Genomic DNA, 24369 nt, shown 5'->3' with positions numbered 1-24369 from the left:
AGATGGATGAATGAATTTTGCTGATGTGCTAAAAAAATAAAAAACAAAAGCCCCCGAAAAAAATCGGGGGGCTTTTTTGGAGTTGTCCCTTTTTGTAGTGTTCCGTACGAACGAACACCTTCTATTCCAAGCCTATCAGCGTTCTACGATGTGGGCCGGGCGCAGGTCCAAAACGCTGGCTGAGCATACTTTATTGCGTCCGCTGTTTTTGGCTTGATACAGCGCCTTATCCGCCTGCTCCACGAGCGCATTCTCTGTCTCGGTGGCTTCCGTATCTGCCGGATAAGTCGCTGCCCCGATCGAGACGGTAATCCGCAGCTTTTTCTGACTCAAGGCCGGAAGCTTGAAGACATTCGCCTGTACCGCTTTTCGGATCTTTTCCGCAGTTGCGAGTGCCAGCGCGGAGGAGCAATTCGGCAGCAGCACAGTGAATTCCTCTCCGCCGTTTCGGGAAACGATGCCCATAGGGCGAGCCTGTGCCAGGAGGATTTTACCGAGATCACGCAGCACCTCATCGCCGGCAGCATGACCGTAGGTATCATTGACAAGCTTGAAGTGGTCGATGTCAATGGCGAGCAAAGACAGATTTTCCGCGCGCAGCTTTGCACCGGCCATTTCATTGTGAAGCGACCACTCGAACTGGCGTAAATTGTTCAGCTGGGTCAAATGATCGGTAGTAGCTCGCTTTTCCAATTGGGCAAACAGTACATTGGATGAGTCGATATGCTCGGTGATTACATACAGAAATAAACAGGCGATAACCGAAATAATCAACTGGGTTGGATAGTACTTCATCACCGTTGTCATATTATCAAGGTTTAAGCTGAGCGTAACGAAAATAACGGCCATGCTAGCCAGATTCATCATATTCATTTTGAACAAACGGGACCAGGAAAACGTGGATAAGTAGGCGCATGACAGTCCAACCACCAACATGCCCAGACAAGCAATCAGGGCAGCAGGCGACCAGCCGTAGAGTGCGATTCTGCCGATACCAAGCACGACGCTGCACAAGAGTGCAGGCAGCCATCCCATATAAACTCCGATGACAACGACCGTCAGATGGCGCATATCCGCGATAACATGTGGTCCAACCGGGAAACTGTAATTCATCAGAATCATGCCGTACAGGCCAAACAGCAGCCCGGAGTTGATCTTGACGGGCAAGGTCAGGGGGCGGGAACCAATCACATATTTTTTGGACAGGACTCCCGAAAAGAATAGAAATGTCACAAAGATACATACGTTTACGAAGAGACTGCTCAGCATGTCCTTGAAAAACCCTCCACCATCCAAAATCTTGCATCTTGATTCCTATATTAGCGGATTTAATAGAAATATGTCAGCTTCTTAGAGAAAATTTTCATAGAATTTCAAAGAAAGAAAGCTGTTTTTTAAGGTATAGGCCTCTATGCCTATGAAACGGATGATGATAGAATATTTTAAGGGAAATGGATATTAGTTGAAAAAATATTGTGCAATATTCCGATAATATATGAACAAGTACCCAAAAAACTATGTCCATGGTATGATTTTTTTGGTAACATGCCCCAAATTATTGATGTAGAAAGGAAAATGCCATTGTGAAACGATTGTCTTTCACCATCAAAAGGAAACTGTTAATTACTTATCTTATCGTTTTGCTCGTCCCAAGCTTCATGATTGGCATTCTGTCCTATGAATCCGCCAAAAATGCGAATGCTGAGGATATGATGAACAACGCGCTTGAAAGTACAAAGTCAGCCGATAATATCGTGACCCAGAATATTCAGGCGAAAATTGATGATATTGCCTATCTGCTGAAGCAGCCTTATTTGGAACGGGCCATAGAAGATCCGATGGGGAAAGGCGCCGAGTTGAAGCTGCAGCTGCGGCAGTATTTGGAAATGAATAAAGATGCCAAAGACATTATTTTAGGCGTGGACGGCGGCTATTTCTTGCGTGCATCCGAGGATCCTCTCCCGGAGCAGTATGATGTGACTAAGCAGGATTGGTATATCCGGGCACTCAAGCAGGGCAAGACACCGACGATATCCCCAGTATTCAAGGCGGCGAATGGTAAAATGGCAGTGTCCATCTCTCAAGCGGCTCCCTCGGGTAAGGGCGTGCTTTCCATTGAGCTGAACCTGGACAACATCCGTACACTTACCAATATGAAGCTTGGTACTGAGGGTTATATTTTCATCACCGACCAGGCGAAAAATTATGTGGTTCATCCGAAGTACACCGGCCAGAAGGCGGAGGGGGATTATCTCAAGCCGCTTTATGCCAGCGCGGAGGGTCATTTCTCTTACACGTTTGAAAATGAGAATAAACGCATGGCGTTTACAACGAATAAACTGACAGGCTGGAAAATTGCCGGATCGATGTATGAAAATGAGATTGAAGCATCGGCAGCGAGTATCCGGAATTCAGTGATGATCGTCATGATTATTTCCATCCTGGCGGCGCTCGTTATCATTTTCCTGAATATTCGTTCGATCATCCGTCCGATCACCAAGCTGACACAGGCGACGGAACGAATCAGCCAGGGAGATTTAACCGAAAATATCGATACCTCGAGCAGAGATGAAATCGGCAATCTGAGCCGTCATTTTCAGGCAATGGTAGATAGTTTGCGCACAATGATTGTGAATGTTCAGGATATTACCGGGCAGGTCAGCATGTCGGCCAAAGGACTCTCAACAGGTGCAGATCAGACGACCAAGGCAATCGAAAGTGTGACTGAGGCCATTCAGGAGGTTGCAGTCGGAAGCGAGCAGCAGCTTCGCAGTGTGGAGAAGAGCATGGAAAGTATGGATGTCATGTCGATGCAATCTGAAAGCATCCGTAGTCATATGGACGATGCATCGGCTAAAATGTCGCGTACATCCGCATCCGCGGAAGAGGGCCATGCCGCTGTAGTGGACGTTACGGATAAAATTCAGGGAATACATACGACAGTCAGCGATCTGGACGGCGTTGTAGCACATATGAACGAACGCACCAGCCGGATTGGCGAAATTGTCACGATGATGGCGGAAATCGCCAAGCAAACGCATTTGCTTGCGTTGAATGCTTCTATAGAAGCAGCTCGTGCCGGAGAGCATGGCAGAGGCTTTGCCGTGGTTGCCGTAGAGGTCCGCAAGCTTGCAGAACAGTCCGGTAATTCCGCGCAACGGATTGAGGAACTGGTAGATGGCATGCGTACAGAGATGCAGCGCGTGCTTACCGCAATGGATGATGCCAAGGGTAGAGTATCCGAGGGAATCCAGGCTGTGGATGTCACCGGCAAATCGTTTACCCGTATTCGTAAGGCTGTGGAGGGAGCAGCCGTTGGTATCGACTCCGCAGCCGAAGCTTCACGTGAGCTTGCCCGCAATGGAGAAAGCGCCATGGAATCCATCCGGAGCATACAGAGTATCTCTGAGATTGCCGCGGATAATACACAGTCTGTATCCGCCTCAGCGCAGGAGCAGCTTGCATCCATAGAAGAGATTGCCTCTTCCGCGGAGCATCTAAGCCGCCTGGCCGAGCAGCTGCAGGAACTGGTGTCCAAGTTTAAAATTGCGTAAAACGTTTTTGTCGCTTTGAAAACGTCGACGCAGCATGCAACGCTCTTTTAAAAAAATTCAATCTTAAACCAGCAGTGCCGATCCGGTACTGCTGGTTTTTTATTTTAGGCGTTATAATGTGCCCCACATAATTTATCCAGATATGGCACAAGCTATGGTGAAAACATTCCAGGTAATGGACGGCATACGAGGTGATGAAGACAATGGGTAAACGCAGTATGAATTCTGACCATAAAGCAGAGGCTCTGCCATCCGGCAAGCATCTAGGGCTTCCTTCTCCGTCTTGGGAGAAGCTGTCCGTATCGAAAAGCCTGGACCAGAATATTCAAACACTGAAAGATATTTTTAAAGACTGCTCGGACATGATCTACCGAACCATCGAGCTTGCCCCAGACATCAAGGCTTTTGTGGCATATGTGGAAGGGATTGTACTTTCGGAAGAGCTTCAGCTGCATGTGCTCGAACCCATTGTGGAGGGGCTAGTTCGCATCAAAAATTCTGGCCCGGAGGAGCAAATTACCGAGGCATCAGAACTGGAGCCGCTTGAAAATACGCGGGTCTCGCTATCTCAAGTCATGTCGGCTACGAAATGGATTGATACCGTAGAAGGTATTTTAAACTCCAGTGTGGCGGTTTTCGTGGACGGTCTTAGTGAGGTTCATCTCTTTAACATTAAAGGGGGCATCCGCCGTCCTGTACAGGAGCCTGAAACCGAGTCAGTCATCCGTGGTCCACGCGAAGGTTTTACTGAAATGATCCGTATCAACACGGCGCTGATCCGCTTTAAGATCAAGACACCGAACCTCAAGATGTACAGCATGGTGCTGGGTACAGATACGAAGACTGATATTGTCGTTTCTTATATTGAGGGGCTAGTCGATCCCAAGCTGGTAGACGATGTGAAGAAACGGCTGAAGGATATTAAAATTGACGGCATTTTGGAATCGGGCTACATTGAGGAGCTGATTGAAGACCATCCTTATTCGCCCTTCCCGCAAGTGCAGTATACAGAGCGCCCGGACAGTGTGGCAGCCCAGCTCCTTGAAGGCAGATGCGCTATTTTCATTGATGGAACGCCGTTTGTGCTGGTCGCGCCTACAACTTTCTTTCAGTTGATGCAGGCTACTGAGGATTATTATGAGCGGTTTTTCATTACGAATTTCATCCGGTGGATCCGGTATATATTTCTGTTTATTGCACTGTTTCTGCCCTCACTTTATATCGCGGTGACGACATACCACCAGGACATGCTGCCGTCCACTCTGGTTCTCAGTATTGCAGCGGCAAGGGAAGCTATTCCTTTTCCGGCGCTTGTCGAAGCCTTGATGATGGAAATTTCCTTCGAAGCACTGCGCGAGGCCGGTATCCGTTTGCCGAAGACGGTAGGCCAAGCCGTCAGTATACTTGGAGCGCTAGTGATCGGCCAAGCGGCCGTTCAGGCGGGAATCGTATCGGCACCAATGGTTATCATTGTGTCCATGACAGGGATTGCATCCTTTACGATTCCTCACTATAACCTCGCCATTACCATTCGCCTGCTGCGGTTCCCCCTGATGCTTCTCGCGGGCGTACTTGGGCTGTTTGGCATCATCCTTGGCATTACCTGGGTACTGGTTCATGTGACGCAGCTGACTTCGTTTGGGGTCCCTTATATGTCAGGCGTCAGTCCGTTCCATGGCTCTGACCATAAGGACATATTCGTCCGTGCGCCGTGGTGGAAGATGAACAAACGCCCCACGTGGCTTTCGAAAGAGAATCAAAAGCGGGAAGAGAAGGATATCAACGGAAATCCTAAATTGAACAAGGTATGGTGATGATGCCTCATGAAAAAGACTGTTATCGCAGCTTTGCTGGTGATGACCTCTATAGGACTGGCCGGCTGCTGGGACCGTAAGGAAATCAATGACGTCGCTTTCGTGATCGGATCAGCCGTCGATAAGGAAAAGGATCTGTACCGAAGTACCCTCCAAATCGCTTTGCCGGGAAATTTGGGGGGAGCCGGGAGTGAGGGCGGGGGCGGAGGCACCGAAGGCAGCAAATCCTATTACCTGGAGTCCAAGACGGGTGTTTCGCTGCGTAATTCAAACATGGAAGTCCAGGCAGGGAACTCCCGAACCCTGTCCTTTGCCCACCGTAGGACACTGCTGCTGGGTGAAGATTTTGCACGAGGCGGGATTAGTCCCATGCTGGATCAATTCGCCCGGATTCCTCAAAACAGGCTCTCTTCCCTGGTTGCAGTAACATCCGGACCCGCGTACAAAATTCTGGATGCCGAAGCGCCCATGGAGCAGTTCCCCAGCGAAATGATCCGGGAGCTGATGAATGAATATTCCAAAAGACCCATTTCACTCAAGTACCTGGCCAATGAGCTGCTATCCGATGGAGTGGATGTTTCCCTTCCGTATATTTCGCTGCAGGAAGTAGAACCTGAGGACCTCGCAAAGAACAAGAAAAATATACAAATTACCGGTCTTGCCTTGTTTAAGGGAGATCGATTAGTTGGCATATTGAAGGGACAGGAAGCGAAGATGATGAACCTGGCGCTGAATCAGGCGCCATCTCCGGATATTTTGGTCCCGGGAAGAGACGGGAAGGGATTTATTACGGTTAAGTTCATGGAAAATACGGTCAAGTTAAAACCAGTTATCCGTGGTAATAACGTCACCATGTATGTAGATATCCTCGTCAAGGGCTCTGTTATAGAGAACAACACCAATTACACGCTGGGCGGCGGGAGAAACATGGGTATGCTGGAGGATCGTACGAGCAAGGAAGTTGTTACGCAGATCCAATCGGGTATACGTCTGCTGCAGGATCGATATCACTCCGATATTCTGGGTTTTGGACGGACGATTCAGCAAAAAAAACCGCATGACTGGGAGCGTATCAAGGATCACTGGGAGGAGATATTTCCTACTGTCAAGGTTGTGGTCAATACCCGAATTCATATTGAAAATATCGGAGCGGTAGATAAGCCTTTTGGCAGAAAGGATAAGGATATAAAAAAATGATTAGAATTTTGCTGATTTACATCGTGTCGGCTGTGATTATTCTGCTCTTGGACCGCAAAGTGATCCAAAGCCTTCCTAAAATCAACCGCTGGTTTACATATATTATCCTGATCGCGGGCATGTTCATATTCGCTTACAGCCTGCAGGTCAAGCATATCGTTTATGGATCGGTATGGCTCAGCAGATGGCTCGGCCCTTTTGTTCCGTTCTAACATTTTGCAAAAACCCGATGAAGGAGGGATGTTTGTGCAAAAAATTACTCCACGCCAAATTGTGCTGCTCGGTGTCACCTATGTGCTCAATATCACCATGATCAATTTGCCGAGCCAGATGATCATGACAGCGAAACAACATGCGTACATGCCCTATTTGATCGGGGGAGTGATTGTCCTGGTCATGCTGTTTTTCCTCACACGAAGCTCACGGCGTTTTCCGGGCCAGGACTTGTTCCAATCCATGGCAAGCCGGTTTCCCGTGATCGGCAGAGGAATCATAATGCTGTATTTGCTGTTCTTTTTTTTGATCCTGGTTAGAGACATCCGTATTATGACCGATTTTACCAATGTGATTTTGCTGCCGATCACCCCCATATTCATCATCGGCTTATGCATTACGGCAACCGCCATTTACATTGCAAGAGGAGGAGCAAGAACCGTACTCGGCATTACGGAGCTATATGGACCCATCATGATTATTATCATTGTAGCCATGCCCTTCATCGTTTTCCGGGACTTCAATTTCCGCTTCATGCAGCCATCTCTCTACGTGGACTGGAAAGGCGTGGCCCATGGAAGCTGGTTATCCTTCTCTTACGTGGGGCAGATTCTGGTTCTGCCGTTTATTTTCTCCAGCAAGGATTACAAGTTTAAATACGGTCTGTATTCCCTGCTGCTGAGCCTTGGTATACTGGTGCTGTTGGTCCTGATGACTTTGCTGCTTTTAGGCGTCCATATTTCCGGAAGAATGATGTATCCCTCCTATGAATTGGTGCGCCAGCTGCGGATTACCGATTTTCTGGACCGGTTTGACCTGTTTTTGGTTGCGCTCTGGTATCCGGCGGTTCTGCTTAACCTTGCGATCAGTCTGTATGTTATCTGCTATGGCTTAAAAACCATACTCCCACAGGTATCCGGGAAAATGATGGCTGCTCCCATTGGGCTGTTTGCATACAGCTGCGCTTTTTGGTTTTATCAGAACTCTATTCAGCTGTTTAATTTCACTCGTGTGTGGACCCTGATCGGGCTGCTTTATATCCTCGTGCTGCCGCTTCTGATCTTTGCGATTCACCGCCCCTCGAAGGCCTGAATATTATGGGACATACCGGGAAGGTATGGTTAGAAAAAAGGGCGCGGAAATGATACAATGTCGTATAAGGGCGGCCTTGATGGTACGGCTCCCCATACGGCTTTTGGGGTCGTTTTGGGCTATGAAGGGTGATTACATGACAAAGAAACGTAAAAAGCATAACGTATTCCATAAATTTTCCCGGAAACTCAAGTTTAATATGATTAAACTGTTCCGCTCCCCGGGAGGTGTGAGAAAAGTATCTCTCGGCTTTGCGCTCGGGTTCGGGCTGGAGATGATCGTGATCTCGACCGGCTCCTTGGTATATCTGATTTTTTATCCTACCGTCAGACTGGCTGGAGGATCACTCCCCGCCGCGATTATCGGCAACGTGATCGGCAAGCTGACGTTCCTGCCTATTGTTCTTCTTCCTTTTGCAAAAAAAATCGGCGAATGGTTCTTCCCGAAAAAAATGATCGATGTGCCTATGGAGGAGCATGCATGGCGTAATTTGCTGCACGGGGACTTTACGATCTTCAAGCATTTGCTGCAGGGTGGCCTGCATGTGCTGATCGGCATGTCGGTGTTCGGCCTGGTGCTAGGCGTCATTTCATACTTCGTTGTCCAGTATTTCTACAATCAGCGAAAAAAGCATCGTCTGGCGAAAAGGGCAGGCGCATCGCTCTAAAATTCCTTTCACTCTTCCGCGCGGTCAAGTATACTGTTCAAAACAAGACGCGCTCCGGAAGAGGGGGAACGATATGGCAAATCGATTGGCAGGCAGGACGATTGCATTAACAGGCCCGCGCAAAGCGGGAGATATGGTCAAGATTGTGGAGAAAATGGGCGGTACTGCCTTGATCCGGCCGGCTCAGGGCACTGTATTTCTGGATGATTCCAAGGTTCGAAGCGACCTTGCGGATTGGATCGCGGTGCCGCCGGCATGGACGATTCTGACAACCGGTATGGGGCTGGATGCTTTATTCGGGATTGCGGCCGATATGGGCGTGGAACAGGATTATCTGGAGACGCTGCAGAAATCCTCCATAGCCGCCCGGGGCTACAAGACCGTCAATGCCCTCCGTAAAAGAGGACTTGCTCCGCTTGTCCGCGATGATGATGGCAGCACATCCGGATTAATCCGCGGTCTTGAGGAATACGAGCTTCAAGGAGCGGATGTTGTGCTTCAGCTGCACGGCGATCCGGCACCCCGGCTGGAGGCTTGGCTGGTGGAACAGGGAGCGGAAATGCGCAAGGTGCTGCCGTATCAGCATATTCCACCGGAACCTGAACAGCTTGAGCAGCTTTTGAATGATATTCTCCTGCAAAGAATCGATGCAGCTGCCTTTACAAGTGCGCCGCAGATCCGCAATCTGGCGGAGTACGCCCGCAGCCAGGGTCATCTCGAGGAAATGATTCAGGCCTTTCAAGGACCGGTTGCCGCGGCGGCTGTCGGAAAAATGACGGCCCAGGCTTTGCTGGAAGAAGGCATCACGCGGGTGGTGTATCCTTCGGAAGACGAGCGTATGGGCAGTATGCTGGTCGAGCTGGCGCGCTATTTTCAAACAAAAGATGCGTAACAATTCAATAAAATGGTTATTTTGGTATTGCAACACTAGGGATGCGAAAAGAGCGGCATCTCTTTTTTATTTGCCCTTGATTTTGGATCGGCATCTATAGAAAACATATGGCAAGAGAATCAATTTCATAATACCTTAAGCCGCTACAATCAAGGCTATATATTAGATCCAAACGGTTTTATATAAGTTTCGATTTTATCGTTTTAGTGAGTTATGAAATGGATTCAAGAAGGTTTTTTTTCGGAAATGTGGAATGCTATAGAATAACCATAAAGACATGACCGGTGTGCGCCAAAGAGGAGGAATAGACCGTGTACAACAAAAAAAGCATATTGCTGGGGGACTATACCCACCCCAAATTCCATCCCCTGCAGGGGATTGACGAGCAAATCAGCCATATATTAAACGACGTGATTTCCGTCCAGTGCAGCGAGAATAAAAACCTGCTGCTGCTGGAACATTTGAAACCTTTTGACCTTTGCATCTGTTATTTCGATCTCTGGGATGAGCAGGTGTCGAGGCAGCAAACCTCGGGGCTTCTCTCCTATGTCAGCCAGGGAGGCGGGCTGCTTGTACTGCATAACGGTCTGTCTCTTGGAAACCGGCGTTATGAGCTGGCCCAGCTGATGGGAGGGCGTTTTGACGGAAATGGTCCGATTCAGCCTCTATCCTTTAGAACAAGCGGAGAGCATTTCATTACAGAAGGGATCGAGCCATTTGAGCTGGCTGAGGAGCCCTTCCAGATCGAGCTTAGCCCGTTTACGGAAAGAAAAGTGCTGCTGGAATATAAGCTGGGCGATACATGGCATCCTGCGGCTTGGAGGCATAATTACGGACTTGGAAGAGTCGTGTTTTTTATGCCCGGCCATCATGAGCCAACCTTCAGGAATCCGCAGATCAGACAGCTTGTTTTGCAGGCAGCCCAATGGGCCGCACATCTGCCGGGCTGATCCGGTCATTTCATATTGGCAAAGATTTCAGGGTATAATAAGGGAAATATAGCTTTGGGAGGGAATAATCATGAGTGATCTGTTGAAAAAAGCAATCTCGTTAGGATGGGGTTTAACCATTGTCAGCAAGGAGAAAATCGAGAAAACCGTCGATGATCTGGTCAAGCGGGGGGAACTCGCTCCTACGGAATCAAAGGATTTGATCGACCGGCTTGTGGAGCGCGGCGAAGAAGAAAAGTCCCAATTCAAAGACTTTTTGCGGGAGCAAGTCCAGCGTATTTTAACAGAGCTTCATGTGCCTTCCGAAAATGATGTAGCCAGCCTGGAACAGCGAATTGCATCCTTGGAAAACCGTATTGCGGAACTCGAATCGGGCGACGGGGAAAAGGGTCCGGAACAGGTCATCGAAACGGACATCGTATAAAATGGCTGTACGCATCAGGCATACCGGACGCTACCGGGAGATCGCCATGGCGCTCATGCGTCATGGCTTTGGCTACATGGCGGAGGAATTGGGGCTGTTCCAGGTGCTATCCCTTCCCCGGCGCTGGGTCACGCATGAGACGCCTGAAACCAAAACGCTTGGGGAACGCATTCGTCTGGTACTGGAGGATCTCGGTCCAACGTTCGTGAAGCTCGGGCAGCTTGCGAGTACGCGTTCCGATCTGCTGCCGGATTCAATCATTCAGGAGCTCGTCAAGCTGCAGGATCAGGTTCCACCGTTCTCTTCGGGTGATGCCCGAAGCATTCTGGAGGAGGACTTGGACGCTCCGGTAGAAGACATGTTCTCCTGGTTTGACGATAACCCGGTGGCTGCCGCATCTATCGGGCAAGTACATCTCGGCAGGCTGAAATCCGGGGAAGAGGTCGCGATTAAAATCCAGCGTCCCGGCGCGCTGCAGACCATTACCCGCGACCTGAGCATTTTGCGGGATTTGACCATGCTCGCGGAGAAACGCTGGGTATGGGCTAAGCGTTATCAGATGGTCAGGCTTGTCGAGGAATTTTCCAAATCCATGCTGGCGGAAATGGATTACAGCCGGGAAGGCCGCAACACGGAAAAAATTGCGCTGCAATTCCAGAACGATTCCCATATTTTTATCCCAGCAATCTATTGGCAGTATACCTCTTCTCGCGTCTTGACGATGGAATATGTGGAGGGCGTGACGCTCAGCCAGCGGGAGAAGCTCGAGGAAAGCGGCTTCGACCTGCAGGATATTGCAAAGCGGTTCGTAAATGGCATGCTGCATCAGATGTTCATTGAGGGCTTCTTCCATGCGGATCCGCATCCGGGCAATTTGCTTATTCGTAAGGATGGCAGCCTGGCCTTCCTGGACTTCGGCATGGTCGGACGGCTTAGTGAAGACATGAAAGATCATTTATCCGAACTGATTATCGCGCTCATGCGTAAAAATACCGACAGTATGATCCGGGCGATTCTTCGCCTCGGTCTGCTGCCTGAAGATCATGATATGGATGCTCTTCACAGGGACCTGGATGTCCTGCGTGACGAATACTATGACATTCCTTTTGCCGAGATCGGCATTGGCAGGGCGCTGAATGATCTGTTTGGAGTCGCCCAGCGGCATGCAATCGTGATGCCTCCGGATTTGACACTTCTTGGCAAGGCGCTGCTGACCATGGAAGGGGTCATCCAAAAGCTGGATCCCGCACTCAGCATCATTGATATGGCGGAGCCCTTTGGCCGAAAGCTTGTCAAGGAGCGGTTCAGCACCCGCCGTTTGCGCAGCAAGCTGCTGGGAGGTGCAAGCGGGCTGGCCGAGGCTCTGCTAGAACTGCCTTCACATGCGAGGCAGCTGTCAGCCTTGATCAGCAAGGGAAAGCTCAAAGTAGAGATCAACGTGCCTGAATTGGAATCGCTGATGAAGAAGCTGGATCAAATCAGCAACAGGCTTTCCTTCAGCATTGTGCTGCTGGCTTTTAGTATTATTATGGTGGGACTGATTATCGGATCATCGCTGAACCGTCAGTCTTCCATCCTGTGGCATTTCCCGGTTATCGGCATCGGGTTTGGTGTCGCGTTTTTCATGGTGCTATGGCTGCTGTTCGCCATTTTTAAATCGGGAAAATTTTAAATGGACTTATGTTTTATACCATTATGGCTTGGCTGGAATTTTATGAAAGACTAATTTTAACAAATGTATACGTGAGGATTTCTCAGAAATCAGAATCCTCCTGAATATGAATAGAACTTAATGAGGTGGATGTTTTGCCAAATTTTTCAGAGCTAGGCATACAAGAGCAGTGGGTAAAAACGCTGAAGGAGAACGGAATTACCGTACCAACTCCGGTGCAGGAGGAGACGATTCCGCTGCTGCTGGCAGAACGGGACGTGATTGCCCGCGCTCGGACAGGAACGGGTAAAACGCTCGCGTTTTTACTGCCAATGATGCAGAAGCTGGATCCAAGCCGCGCTTTTCCTCAGGCACTGATTATCGCGCCTACACGTGAGCTGGCGCTGCAAATTACGGAAGAGGCGCGGAAGCTGTCCCGTGGAACAGAACTGCGCATTCTGGCGGTATATGGAGGCCAGGACGTGGACAAGCAGCTGCGCAAGCTTGAAGGCGGACGGCATTTAATCATCGGAACACCAGGGCGTCTGAACGACCATTTGCGCCGCGGCACGCTTGAGCTGGGCGGCGTAAAGACGCTGGTGCTCGATGAAGCGGATCAAATGCTGCATATGGGCTTCCTCGACGAGGTGGAAACGCTGATCCAGGCTCTGCCGTACAAGCGTCAGACACTGCTCTTTAGTGCAACAATGCCATCTGAAGTTAAGCAGTTAGCGTCATTCTATACCCGGGATGCTGAGGACGTAACCATCAAGGTGGAAAATTCACCTGTACCGTTAAAGCATATCCGTCAGCTTGTGGTAGAGGTCTCGGACCGCAATAAACAACAGGCTCTCATATCCATGATTGAGTCGAACAAGCCTTACCTGGCTATCATTTTCTGCCGTACAAAGCGCCGGGCCTCAACGCTCAATGCCGCGCTGCTGGAATCGGGCTATGCATCGGATGAGCTGCATGGAGACTTGTCGCAAGCGAAGCGCGAACAGGTCATGAAGCGTTTCCGCGAAGCCAAGCTTCAGCTTCTGGTTGCGACGGATGTGGCGGCAAGAGGTTTGGACGTGGAAGGCGTTACTCATGTATTCAACTACGACATTCCGCTTGAGGTGGACAGCTATATTCACCGGATTGGCCGCACAGGGCGCGCCGGGGAGAAGGGGATGGCGATTACGTTTGTCGCCCCGAGAGATAAGGGTGAGCTGCAGCGTATTGAGCAGGGAATTCAGTTCGCCATCGAGCGCAGCCATTACGAAAAGTCCGGCGAGATCGTGGAGAACAGGGGTGCATCTCGTTCATCCGCTGCAGGCAGAAGCAGCCGTAATGAAAAGGATGGCCGTCGTGGTGAAGGACGTGTGCCTGGCGGCCGCCGAGGCGAAGGGCGTACATCCACGGGAGGCCGTCGTGGTGAAGGGCGGACATCAACCGGGGGCCGCCGTGATGAAGGACGGGCCAGCGAAGGTCGTCCAGGTCAGGGACGCTCCCGCCGGGATGACAAGCCACAGGCTTCTTCTTCCCGCACGGGTGGGGAAGGACGCGGAGGCTCCAATCGCGGGTCCTCCGGCAGCCGCGGTCAAGGCCGCGGCGAATCACCGGCACAGGGCCGGGGTGGGCGTGGTTCCGCTTCTGGACGCCGGGGCGGTCCAGGCCGGAGATCATAGAACCAAATCAAGACAGGGAGCAGCCTCTTGCAGGCGCTCCCTGTTTCGATTCTGTCATCTGTAGAATGGAGAAATACCAGTTTTACTGATTGCTTAATTTTGAAATGATGGTTATTGACTGGTGTTGGTGTATTCATCTCGCGATTGCTCATAGACTACAATAATGAAACAATCTATAACGAAAGGTCTTGAAGCCTCATGATAAAGCTTAGCATTTTGGATCAATCGACCATCTCCGAGGGAAGTTCACCGGTGGAGGCATTGGCGCAAACCGGTAGAATGGCTCAGGAAGCCGAACGTATGGGCTATAACCGCTTCTGGGTTTCAGAGCATCACTTTTCTCCCAACCTCGCAGGGTCAAGCCCAGAGGTTCTGATCTCCCATCTGGCCGCCGTCACTTCCACGATCCGCGTCGGCTCCGGCGGTGTCATGCTGCCGCATTACAGCTCCTATAAGGTTGCGGAAAATTTTCGCGTTTTGGAAGGCTTGTACCCGGGAAGAATTGATCTTGGGCTTGGCCGCGCTCCAGGCGGCATGCCGCTCGCAACTCGGGCTCTGCAGGAGGGGAAGATGCGGAATGTGGACCGTTATGCGGAGCAGATTGCTGATTTGAGTGCCTATCTGACAGATACCCTAAGCCCAGGGCATCCGCTTGCGGGACTTGTCGCTACGCCGCTCGTCAAAACCATTCCGGAAATGTGGATGCTCGGATCCAGCGGCGGCAGTGCAGGCATTGCGGCACAGCAGGGCACAGGCTTTGCGTTCGCACAATTTATCAATGGCTCAGGCGGGGCAGATGTGATGCGCTGGTATCAGGAAAACTTCAGACCTTCTGTAGTTTTGAATAAACCGAGATCGCTGCTGGCCATTTTTGCGGTTTGCGCTGAAACCGAGGAAGAGGCGAACCGTTTGGCCTCCAGTATGGACCTGTCATTGCTGATGCTGGAGAAGGGTGGGACTTCTGGAGGTACACCTTCCATCGAAAGAGCCTTGAATTATTCATATTCACCGTACGACCGGATGCGTATGCAGGAGAACCGCAAGCGGATGATTGTGGGATCTCCTGAACAGATCAAACGGAAGATTGAAAGTTTATGCGAGGAATACCGTACGGAAGAAGTGATGATCGCCAGCATCATCCACCGTTTTGAGGATAAGGTTAAATCATTCCGTCTGATCGCTGAAGCCTTCGGAATTTCAAAAAAAACGCGGGCAATCAAGTCGTAAACTTGCACTTGATTATCACTGGTGTATGATGGAAGAAGAACGGGAAAACACGGTCCGGTTGATAGCAGGAGCTTGAACAGCGCAAGAAAGAATGAACCTGACTCGGCAAATATACTATTTTCAAGAAAGCGGGGTATGGAAATGTCTGTCTATACGTTTTCAGCCGCCACTCCGGCGGGCAAGGAAGTATCTCTTGAGGATTACAAAGGGAAAGTGCTGGTCATCGCCAACACAGCGAGCAAATGTGGTTTGACGCCGCAATATGGCGATCTGCAAAAGCTTTATGACCGTTATCAGGAGCAGGGACTGGTCATTCTCGGATTTCCATGCAACCAGTTCGGAGCACAGGAACCGGGGAGCAGCGAAGATGCCGCTTCATTCTGTCAGCTGAATTATGGTGTATCCTTCCCTGTCTTTGCAAAAATTGATGTGAACGGGGATAACGCCCATCCACTCTTTAGTTACCTGAAGGATCAACAGCCCGGGGAAGCAGAGAGCAGCGATATCCAGTGGAACTTCACAAAGTTTCTGGTGAACAAGAGCGGTGAGGTTGTAGCCCGGTTTGAACCGAAGGAAGCTCCGGAGGCCATGACAGGCGCAATTGAACAGCTGCTCTAAAAGAGCATCATGAATACAACTTGCAAAATAACAGGTATAAGGGTCTGTCCGAAAGCGGCAGACTCTTTTTTCAGCGGTAAGAGAACGTTGAGACTTGAAAGAAATACATAGGAGGTACGATCAGGTCATGAAACCAATCATGGAAGTTGCAGGTTTGATCGGAGTGGAAGAAGAGGAACTGGAGCTGTACGGACGATATAAGGCTAAGCTCAGTCCATCTCTGTGGAACCGTGTAAAAGCAAACGGGGACGGTAAGCTGGTGCTGGTCACGGCAATGAGCCCGACACCGGCGGGAGAAGGGAAGACACTAACCACCATCGGTCTGGCCCAGGCGTTAAATGCGATTGGGCATCAGACGGTGGCCGCTTTGCGTGAGCCTTCGCTTGGTCCATGCTTCGGCATGAAGGGCGGAGCAACAGGCAGCGGTAAAGCGCAGATTGTTCCGGCTGAGGATATTAACCTTCATTTCACGGGTGATCTGCATGCGATTACGTCTGCGCATAATTTGCTGGCGGCGATGATAGATAATCACATCTTTCAGGGAAATGCACTGCAGCTGAATCCGCAGCGGATTGTCTGGAAGCGGGCCATGGATATGAACGACCGCGGTCTCCGCAGCATGGTTACAGGACTTGGTGATGGGAATGGCGTTGTCCGTGAAGGTGGCTTTCTGATTACAACGGCTTCGGAAGTCATGGCTGTGCTCTGTTTGAGCGAAGGTATTGGTGATTTAAAGGAGCGTCTCGGCCGGATCATTATCGGATACAACCAGGTGGGAGAGGCTGTGACTGCTTCTCAGCTGGGGGCCGTGCAGGCCATGACCATCCTGCTGAAGGATGCAATCAAGCCGAACCTTGTACAGACACTGGAAGGAACACCGGTGATCGTACACGGCGGACCGTTCGCCAATATTGCCCATGGCTGCAGCAGCGTCATCGGAACGCGGCTTGCCTTGAAGCTCGGTGAGATTGTCGTTACCGAAGCCGGCTTTGGCGCAGATCTCGGCGCAGAGAAATTCATGGATATCAAATGCCGCCAGGCGGAACTGAATCCGGCAGCTGCAGTGCTGGTTGTGACAGTCAAAGCCCTGAAATATAATGGCGGGGCCGCTAAAGACAAACTGCATGAGCCGGGTATGCAGGAGCTTGCAGACGGACTTGCCAATATGAAACGGCATGCGGAGAATTTGAAGAAGTTTGGCGTTCCGGTTGTGGTGGCGGTGAATCATTTTGCCGATGATAGACCTGAAGAGGTCGAACGTGTACTTGCGGAATGCCGTGCTTTACATGTTCCTGCGGCTGTGTCGAAGGTATGGGCACAAGGCAGCGCAGGCGGCCGGGAGCTTGCGGAAGCCCTGGTTAAGCTGCTTGGGGAGGAAGACTCCAGCTATCGGCCGCTGTATGACCTCGAAACGGATATCCGTTCCAAAATCGGAACGATCGTCCGGGAAATCTACCGGGGCGCAGAGGTATCCTATTCTCCTTCGGCTTTGCGGAGTCTGACGGATATTGAGAGACTTGGATATGGGAATCTTCCTGTTTGTATGGCCAAAACCCAGTATTCGTTCTCGGATCAGCCGCGTCTTCTGGGAGCGCCGGAAGGCTTTACCGTGCAGGTTAGGGAGATATCATTGTCTGCAGGCGCAGGATTTGCCGTTGTACAGACCGGAAGCATTATGACGATGCCTGGACTGCCTCAGTCGCCTGCTGCTGAACATATGAGCATCGACGAAGACGGCCGGATCTCCGGATTGTTCTAGGAAACAAAAAACCAGCTCTTTTCTGCATATGGTTGATGCAGTGAGGAGCTGGTTTTTTATTTTACCGCAGATGCAAGAATTACCTGTTACGCACCTGATTTGCCTGTGTTGATCAGGCTCGTGAGTGCTTTTTCCAAAGGTTCCATACCTGCCACCAAATCAAAAGATCGGTTCCGGGTTTCATCCATGCTAAGAGAAAGAACGACAGCAGCGGCGACATCATCCCGGGAAATGCGGCCGGATTCGGCAAGATGCGGTGCAGCCATGACATTGCCGGACGCCGGCTCATTGGTCAGTCCCCCCGGCCGGATGATGGTGTACACCATGCCGCTCTCTTCAAGCACCTTCTCGGCTTTGCGTTTGGCAATGAGAAATGGCTTGAGGAATGCAGGCATATCATCCGGATTCATCGTACCCATAGAGCTGATCAGAACGAACCGGGGAATCTTGTCCAGTACGCACTGCTCGATCAATCTTACGGTTCCCACATGATCCACATGCTCGGGGTCACCATTGGCTCCGGCACCAACCGCGCAAATCACGACATCGGCCCCCTTCAATCCATCGGAAAACGATTCGGATAAATCACCCAGATAGCCAGTGGCACCGACTGCCTCTACGTTACGCTGATGCTCGGTGCTCCGCACCAGCCCGCGCACATCATAGCCCGCCTTTACCAGTTCTTTGACAATTCTCCCGCCGGTCTGGCCGTGGGCACCTGCTACAAATACCGTTGTCATCGCTTCAACACCTCCATGATCATTTTACCCATCCTCACTTGTCCTTTAAGCATAGAAGGGGCTTCTGTCAAAAACCAATCAAGTAAATCATATAATTAGGGCCCGCCATAGATAGAATATTCCTTTATTGTAACTAATATGTGATTATTTTCACATATTAAAATCAAGTATTCCATTACAATAAAAATGAAGAGCAGACCAGAAGAATATATCCGAATGCCTGATTCGTTTAAATCTGTGCAGATTAAATTTTAAATAAGTTAAAGCTTCTATAGGTGTATGCAAAGGAGAGGACATTATGGCTTCCTACAAACCTCAGCAAATTGCTGAACTCACCGTGGAAACAGGAATCAAGAAGGCACATAATCCGCTGTTATCCGTACTGGTACTGGGTTTTTTGGCCGGAGCGTTTATTGCGCTAGGGTTCCTGCTGGATATCCGTGTCATTGCAAGCGCTCCGAAAGAATGGGGGTCCTTCGCGGGATTCATTGGGGCTGCTGTCTTTCCAACAGGCCTGATTCTGGTGCTGCTGGCGGGTGGTGAGCTGCTCACGGGGAATATGATGGTCGTATCCTTGGCCCGAATGGCAAAAAAGATTACGACGCTCGAGCTTTTGAAAAATTGGGTGCTGGTGCTTGCAGCCAACTTTGTCGGCGCATTGTTTGTGGCCTATTTTTTCGGTCATGTGAACGGGCTTACGGAAAGCGGCCCTTATCTGGATAAACTGGTGGATATGGCAGGACATAAGCTGGATGACAGCTTCCTGCAGGCTTTTGTCTCGGGTATCGGGTGCAACTGGCTGGTGGCACTGGCTGTATGGCTGTGCTATGCGTCGGATAGCTTGAGCGGTAAAATCTTGGGGATTTGGTTTCCGACCATGGCTTTTGTCGCCATTGGATTTCAGCACGTTGTTGCGAACATGTTCCTCATTCCGGCAGCGATTTTTGCGGGACATTTTACATGGGGCGATTATGTTATGAACTTTATTCCCGTGCTGCTTGGGAACCTTGTTGGCGGGGTGGTATTTGTCGCCGCTGCATATTGGACTTCATACCTTCGTGATGCCAAGCCGGCTGCTCCGGCGCAGAGAGCAGATCGCAAAGCTGCCGGAGGAATGCGCAAGCATGCATAAAAAGATTTCTGCAACTCAAAAAGGCCGGTCATTCCCTGAGGGAACGTCCGGTCTTTTGTATGGGGAAAGCTTGATCTTCGGCATCAAAACAAATTCGCCATGATAAAGTTCGGGGGAACGAAACTTTAACATGGCAAATTTTTGGGAGTGGTCCATGATATGGCATAGCTGGCGGAACGAAAGATCGTCCCATGCTTTATGCTCTTATTTGATGATTACCCGGATGCTTAAGAAGTGAAACAACATCATTCGATTTTCTTTGCGCATTTTTCCTCTGCCGATTAAGATGAAAGAAGAGAGTGTTATCATGGGAAATTCAGAGGAGAGTGGAGCGGGAATGATTGAACAGAAGGATGGCGTGTTTCCGGCGGTTTGCCCGCTGGATTGTCCGGACACATGCGGCCTCTTGCTGCATAAGAAAGATGGTAAAATCGTGAAGGTGACAGGCAATCCGGAACATCCGGTGACGCAGGGAGCCATATGTAACAAGGTTCGTAATATGACGGAGCGGATTTATCATAATGAACGTATTCTATACCCTTTGAAACGGACAGGTCCGAAGGGTTCGGGTGAATTCACCCGCATTTCTTGGGAGGAAGCGGTTGATGAAATCACAGGCCGGTATCGCGAGCTGATCGCGGAATATGGACCGGAGTCCATATTGCCTTACAGTTTTTACGGCAATATGGGCATCCTCAGCGTAGACGGCATGGACCGGCGGTTTTTCAATGCGCTGGGTGCGAGTCAGCTGGATCAGGGAATATGCAATGCTGCCGGGAATGCCGGCTGGAAATATACAATGGGCTTTAAGGGCGGGACGTCACCGGAGGATACGGAGTTTGCGGATCTGATCATCGTCTGGGGCGGCAACCTCATGAGCACGAACATGCACCAGGTGGTCTATGCCGAGAAGGCGCGCAAACGCGGCGCCAAGGTCATTGTCATCGACGTGCATAAAAACCGCACGGCCCAGTGGGCGGATTGGTTTATTCCTATATACCCCGGGACGGATACGGCACTTGCGCTTGGTGTTATGCATATCCTGTTTCGCGATGGACACACGGACGAAGCTTTTATGAAGCGTTACACGGTAGGTTATGAAGAGCTTCGCGAGCATGCCAAGAGCTATACACCTGCTCATGTTTCGGCTATTACAGGAGTATCGGCAGAAGATATCGAGAAGCTGGCATCTATGTACGGTGAAGCCTCCACCTCGTATATCGCGATAGGAAATGGACTTCAGCATCATGACAATGGCGGCATGAATGTGCGCAGCATCTCCTGCCTGCCGGCTCTGACCGGCCAGTGGCTGAAAAAGGGCGGCGGAGCGGTGAAAACCAACGGCGGCTATAATGCCATGGACAGCAGCTATTTGGAACGGCCGGATCTGCGGCCAAACCAGCAGGCGCGCAGCATTAGTATGAACCGGATCGGGGAAGCGCTGGAAATGGTGGAAGAGCCGGTTAAATCCATATTCGTCTATTGCAGTAATCCGCTGGTTGTCGCACCGGATACAGAGCGTGTACAGGCGGGTTTTGCACGGGAGGACCTGTTTACAGTGGTGCATGATCTCTTCATGACGGATACGGCCAAATATGCAGACATCGTGCTGCCTGCGGCCTCGACCTTCGAGACGACGGATCTGTATGGTTCATACTGGCATCATTATATCCAGCTGCAGGAGCCGGTTATTGAAAGAGTAGGCGAATCTAAGGGGAACGTGGAATTGTTCGCGATGCTGGGCCGCGCGATGGGACTGGACGATAAGGCTTTTTCCGAATCTCCGGAAGAGATGATTGCCGGCGCGCTCGATTATCCAGCGAATCCTTATTTGAACGGCGTTACACTCGAAGCATTAAAAGAGAAGCGTTTCGTGAAGCTGGACATGTCTCCGCAAGAAACGTATCTGGAGCGGTTAAGCACACCTTCAGGCAAAATAGAGCTGTACTCTGCAGCGATGCAAGAAGCCGGTATGCCCGCGCTTCCGGAATATGTTCCGCTGCAAGAAGGATATGACGGTGTCAGCCGTCCGGGTAAGGACGATCTTTATCCGCTCATGTTCATCTCGCCGCCCAACCATAACTTTTTGAATTCCACCTTTGCCAATGTGGAGAAGCATCAGCGGCTGGAGAAGGAGCCCCAGCTGCAGATCCATCCGGAGGATGCCTCTGAGCGCGGCATCAGTGATGGCGACCCGGTTGTTATTTATAACCAGCGCGGACAGCTGGAGCTTAAGGCCATGGTCACGGATAAGATGCTGCCGGGGACCGTCATCAGCCAGGGATTATGGTGGGATGGCAAAGGCCGCAAGCAGCGGGCCAATGCCTTGACCCCTGACAGGCTGGCGGACATGGGCGGCGGAGCCACTTTCTTTTCTACCGTTGCCCAAGTAAAGCGTCAGTGAGGTCTATTGCCGGGACTTCAATTATGAAGGATACTGGTTCAGGGACATCAACCGTGAATATGTTCTTAAAAGCCCCTCGGGGCTTTTAGTGTCTTCAATAGTAATTTGCATGAATCCATTTCATAACGCACTAAAACGATAAAAATGAAACTATATATAGACCAATAAAACCGTTTGGATCTATATATATCCTTGATTGAAGCGGCTTAAGGTATTATGAAATTGATTTGCATAACAGGAGAAAAAAATATATGAAATTTTTGCAATCCTATCCGAAGGAAGTCAAAATCTTTCTCGCAGCCAGCCTAATCAATTCCGCCGGTGGATCGCTGATGTGGCCGCTTACCACAATGTATGTTTTTGACGAGCTGGGACGAAGTATGGCGGATGCTGGACTGGTCGTGATGATTCAGGCCTTTGGCGGCATCATTGGACAGCTGCTTGGCGGGGCGCTCTATCACCGTGTAGGGGTGAAAAAGCTTATCGTCGGCTCTTTAGCGCTGAATGCGCTCGGACTATTCACACTGCCTTTTATCAGCTCATACTGGGTTATATATATGGTGATGATGGGTTTTATCGGACTTTGCAACGCCGTCTCCATGCCAGCCATTCAGGCATTTGTCGGTTTCCGTTTTGCCGACCGGCGGGGCGAGCTGTTCAATGTGATTTATGTAGCTAATAATATCGGTGTGGCGCTCGGAACGGCGCTCAGCGGTTTTCTCGCCGATGTGTCCTACCATTTAACCTTTGTTCTGAACGGGGTCACCTCCGCCGTATTCGCGATGTTCTTCCTGAATTATCTGAATCGGCTGGACAAGCAGGATGGACCTGTGCACCTGGAGAAAAAGCTCAAAACCGAAGCGAAGGACGGCATTCCGGCGCTGCTTGGCAATACTCGGATTTATTTGTATTTGGGTTTAGGATCCCTGTTTCTGTGGTTTGGTAACTCGATCTGGAACACAGGGGTATCGCCGCATATTATATCCGAGGGTATGAACAAGAGCTCCTACGGCTTCCTTTGGACACTGAACGGGATATTGATTTTCGTTGCGCAGCCCGTGACGACGCTGATCAAACGCTGGTTTGCCAAAGAGTCATCGTCGCAAATGACGTCAAGCGGCATCTTCTACCTGGCAGCCTACATCGTCATTCTGCTGCTTCCAAGCTATTCCGGGATGGTGCTCGCGATGGTGCTCGCCACCTTGGGAGAAATGCTTATATCTCCAGCGGTGCCTGCTTTTATATCGGATCATGCCTTTAAGGCAGCTCCGTTCTATATCGGTCTGACAGGCGGCATGACCGCGGTTGGCCGCATGGTCGGGCCTTATTTCATGGGTATACTATATGACCAGGGAGGACTTCAGCCGGTGGCTTGGCTCTCCATCGTCATCGCTGTCGTTGCCGTTGTTTTCTTCGTCATTCACTCGGCGCGGAACAGAGCGGCTGAACGCGCGCTGACCGAATCATTAAGCAGTTAATACGGGACATTTCCGGCAAACGGCCAGTTTCTGCAAGTTTCCTGAAAAAGAGGTGTGAACCATGAAGCTTCATGAGCAGCTACTTACGATCAGGCTTTCTCAAATGAAGGATGCACAGGCTCTGATGGACATCGATGCGCTGGTATGGACAGACCGGACAGCCCCGGAGCCGGTGCTCTGGCCATCCAGGGAGGATTTCCTTCAGCATTGTCCTCCGGCGTCGCAGCTCGTGGCTGAGGCGGATGGGACCCTATGCGGGTATGTCGGCTTCCGTCATCCGACGAACCTGTCCGGCAACAGACATGTGTACGAGATCAACATTGCCGTGCATCCCGCATATCAGCGTGAAGGGATCGGCGCACGATTGATTGGGGCGGCCAAGACATGGGCTGCGCAAGAAGGGAAGCTGAAGCTAAGGCTCCGCGTCCTCTCTACTAATCCTGGCGCTATAGCCTTTTATCGCAAATGCGGGTTTGTGGAGGAAGGGCGTCTGATAGAGGAATTTTGGATCGGAGACAGATACGTCGATGACATCTGGATGAGCTTTTTTCTGGATGGGAAAAAGGATTAATTCTTACTGTATGAATGGGGACTTGGCCTGCATCCTTCTTACTAAAATCATCATAAAACCGCCCGGCTGCGATTATTTGCCGGGTGGTTTTTTTGTCGGGAGCAATTTAGGTCGAAGGTCGGGGATGTGAAGAATTTTTGGACGCTATATTTTATGGATAAATGACCGGAATTTGATATTTTTCAGTGACGGACTTATTCTTAATTGAATAGAGTAGATGGATGGACCTTTCACGAAGTGAAGGTTCTTTTAGCAACAGACGCAAACCCGGTTTGCAGAAATTTCCTGTTTGCTCCAAAGGGAAGAAGTGTAA

Annotated in this window: 20 protein-coding genes; 18 read left to right on the top strand and 2 right to left on the bottom strand. The window is 50.5% G+C overall.

What is annotated here, in order from left to right:
- Positions 1-135: 135 nt before the first annotated feature.
- Positions 136-1269, bottom strand: coding sequence for a GGDEF domain-containing protein (locus KJS65_RS19520; protein WP_213651536.1), 1134 nt, complete (start codon positions 1267-1269; stop codon positions 136-138).
- A 314-nt stretch (positions 1270-1583) separates the two neighbouring features.
- On the opposite strand from KJS65_RS19520, the gene KJS65_RS19515 reads away from it, so the two are divergent.
- From KJS65_RS19515 to KJS65_RS19450, 14 genes are all read left to right on the top strand, one after another.
- Positions 1584-3554 (top strand): methyl-accepting chemotaxis protein, encoded by a 1971-nt coding sequence (locus KJS65_RS19515; protein WP_213651535.1) that lies wholly within the window; start codon positions 1584-1586, stop codon positions 3552-3554.
- A gap of 218 nt (positions 3555-3772) precedes the next feature.
- Positions 3773-5368: a spore germination protein gene (locus tag KJS65_RS19510; RefSeq protein WP_213651879.1), complete on the top strand. Its 1596-nt coding sequence runs from the start codon at positions 3773-3775 to the stop codon at positions 5366-5368.
- Positions 5369-5377: 9 nt separating this feature from the next.
- Complete coding sequence (locus KJS65_RS19505; RefSeq protein ID WP_213651534.1) at positions 5378-6565, top strand: Ger(x)C family spore germination protein; 1188 nt, start codon at positions 5378-5380, stop codon at positions 6563-6565.
- Positions 6562-6777, top strand: coding sequence for a hypothetical protein (locus KJS65_RS19500; protein WP_213651533.1), 216 nt, complete (start codon positions 6562-6564; stop codon positions 6775-6777). Before KJS65_RS19505 ends, KJS65_RS19500 begins: the two co-directional genes overlap by 4 nt.
- Before the next feature lie 34 nt (positions 6778-6811).
- Positions 6812-7870: a GerAB/ArcD/ProY family transporter gene (locus KJS65_RS19495; RefSeq protein ID WP_213651532.1), complete on the top strand. Its 1059-nt coding sequence runs from the start codon at positions 6812-6814 to the stop codon at positions 7868-7870.
- A gap of 136 nt (positions 7871-8006) precedes the next feature.
- The gene (locus KJS65_RS19490) at positions 8007-8537 is read left to right on the top strand and encodes a DUF2062 domain-containing protein (RefSeq protein WP_213651531.1); all 531 of its coding nucleotides are present in this window, start codon (positions 8007-8009) and stop codon (positions 8535-8537) included.
- A gap of 73 nt (positions 8538-8610) precedes the next feature.
- Entirely contained in the window at positions 8611-9429 is an 819-nt protein-coding gene (locus KJS65_RS19485; protein WP_213651530.1) for a uroporphyrinogen-III synthase, read from the top strand.
- Between the two features lie 311 nt (positions 9430-9740).
- Positions 9741-10379: a ThuA domain-containing protein gene (locus tag KJS65_RS19480; protein WP_213651529.1), complete on the top strand. Its 639-nt coding sequence runs from the start codon at positions 9741-9743 to the stop codon at positions 10377-10379.
- A 70-nt stretch (positions 10380-10449) separates the two neighbouring features.
- Positions 10450-10803, top strand: a complete 354-nt coding sequence (locus tag KJS65_RS19475) for a phasin family protein (RefSeq protein ID WP_213651528.1) — start codon at positions 10450-10452, stop codon at positions 10801-10803.
- Between the two features lies 1 nt (position 10804).
- Complete coding sequence (locus tag KJS65_RS19470) at positions 10805-12475, top strand: ABC1 kinase family protein (RefSeq protein ID WP_213651527.1); 1671 nt, start codon at positions 10805-10807, stop codon at positions 12473-12475.
- A 134-nt stretch (positions 12476-12609) separates the two neighbouring features.
- Complete coding sequence (locus KJS65_RS19465; RefSeq protein ID WP_213651526.1) at positions 12610-14127, top strand: DEAD/DEAH box helicase; 1518 nt, start codon at positions 12610-12612, stop codon at positions 14125-14127.
- A 198-nt stretch (positions 14128-14325) separates the two neighbouring features.
- Entirely contained in the window at positions 14326-15354 is a 1029-nt protein-coding gene (locus KJS65_RS19460) for an LLM class flavin-dependent oxidoreductase (RefSeq protein WP_213651525.1), read from the top strand.
- A gap of 141 nt (positions 15355-15495) precedes the next feature.
- Positions 15496-15972, top strand: coding sequence for a glutathione peroxidase (locus KJS65_RS19455; RefSeq protein WP_213651524.1), 477 nt, complete (start codon positions 15496-15498; stop codon positions 15970-15972).
- Between the two features lie 127 nt (positions 15973-16099).
- Positions 16100-17731 carry a formate--tetrahydrofolate ligase gene (locus tag KJS65_RS19450; protein ID WP_213651523.1) on the top strand — a complete coding sequence of 544 codons (1632 nt, stop codon included), beginning with the start codon at positions 16100-16102 and terminating at the stop codon, positions 17729-17731.
- A gap of 86 nt (positions 17732-17817) precedes the next feature.
- Here KJS65_RS19450 and KJS65_RS19445 read toward each other — a convergent pair whose 3' ends face one another.
- Complete coding sequence (locus tag KJS65_RS19445) at positions 17818-18471, bottom strand: SDR family oxidoreductase (RefSeq protein ID WP_213651522.1); 654 nt, start codon at positions 18469-18471, stop codon at positions 17818-17820.
- Positions 18472-18769: 298 nt separating this feature from the next.
- On the opposite strand from KJS65_RS19445, the gene KJS65_RS19440 reads away from it, so the two are divergent.
- From KJS65_RS19440 to KJS65_RS19425, 4 genes are all read left to right on the top strand, one after another.
- The gene (locus KJS65_RS19440) at positions 18770-19603 is read left to right on the top strand and encodes a formate/nitrite transporter family protein (RefSeq protein ID WP_213651521.1); all 834 of its coding nucleotides are present in this window, start codon (positions 18770-18772) and stop codon (positions 19601-19603) included.
- Between the two features lie 307 nt (positions 19604-19910).
- Complete coding sequence (locus tag KJS65_RS19435) at positions 19911-22007, top strand: molybdopterin-containing oxidoreductase family protein (protein ID WP_374706199.1); 2097 nt, start codon at positions 19911-19913, stop codon at positions 22005-22007.
- 251 nt (positions 22008-22258) lie between these two features.
- Positions 22259-23485 carry an MFS transporter gene (locus KJS65_RS19430; RefSeq protein ID WP_213651520.1) on the top strand — a complete coding sequence of 409 codons (1227 nt, stop codon included), beginning with the start codon at positions 22259-22261 and terminating at the stop codon, positions 23483-23485.
- A 61-nt stretch (positions 23486-23546) separates the two neighbouring features.
- A complete protein-coding gene (locus tag KJS65_RS19425) occupies positions 23547-24056 on the top strand; it encodes a GNAT family N-acetyltransferase (protein WP_213651519.1) in 510 nt (169 codons plus the stop codon).
- Positions 24057-24369: the final 313 nt, after the last annotated feature.

The sequence above is a fragment of the Paenibacillus sp. J23TS9 genome, from assembly GCF_018403225.1.
Classification (GTDB): domain Bacteria; phylum Bacillota; class Bacilli; order Paenibacillales; family Paenibacillaceae; genus Paenibacillus_AQ.
This window is presented reverse-complemented; position numbering and strand designations above follow the sequence as displayed.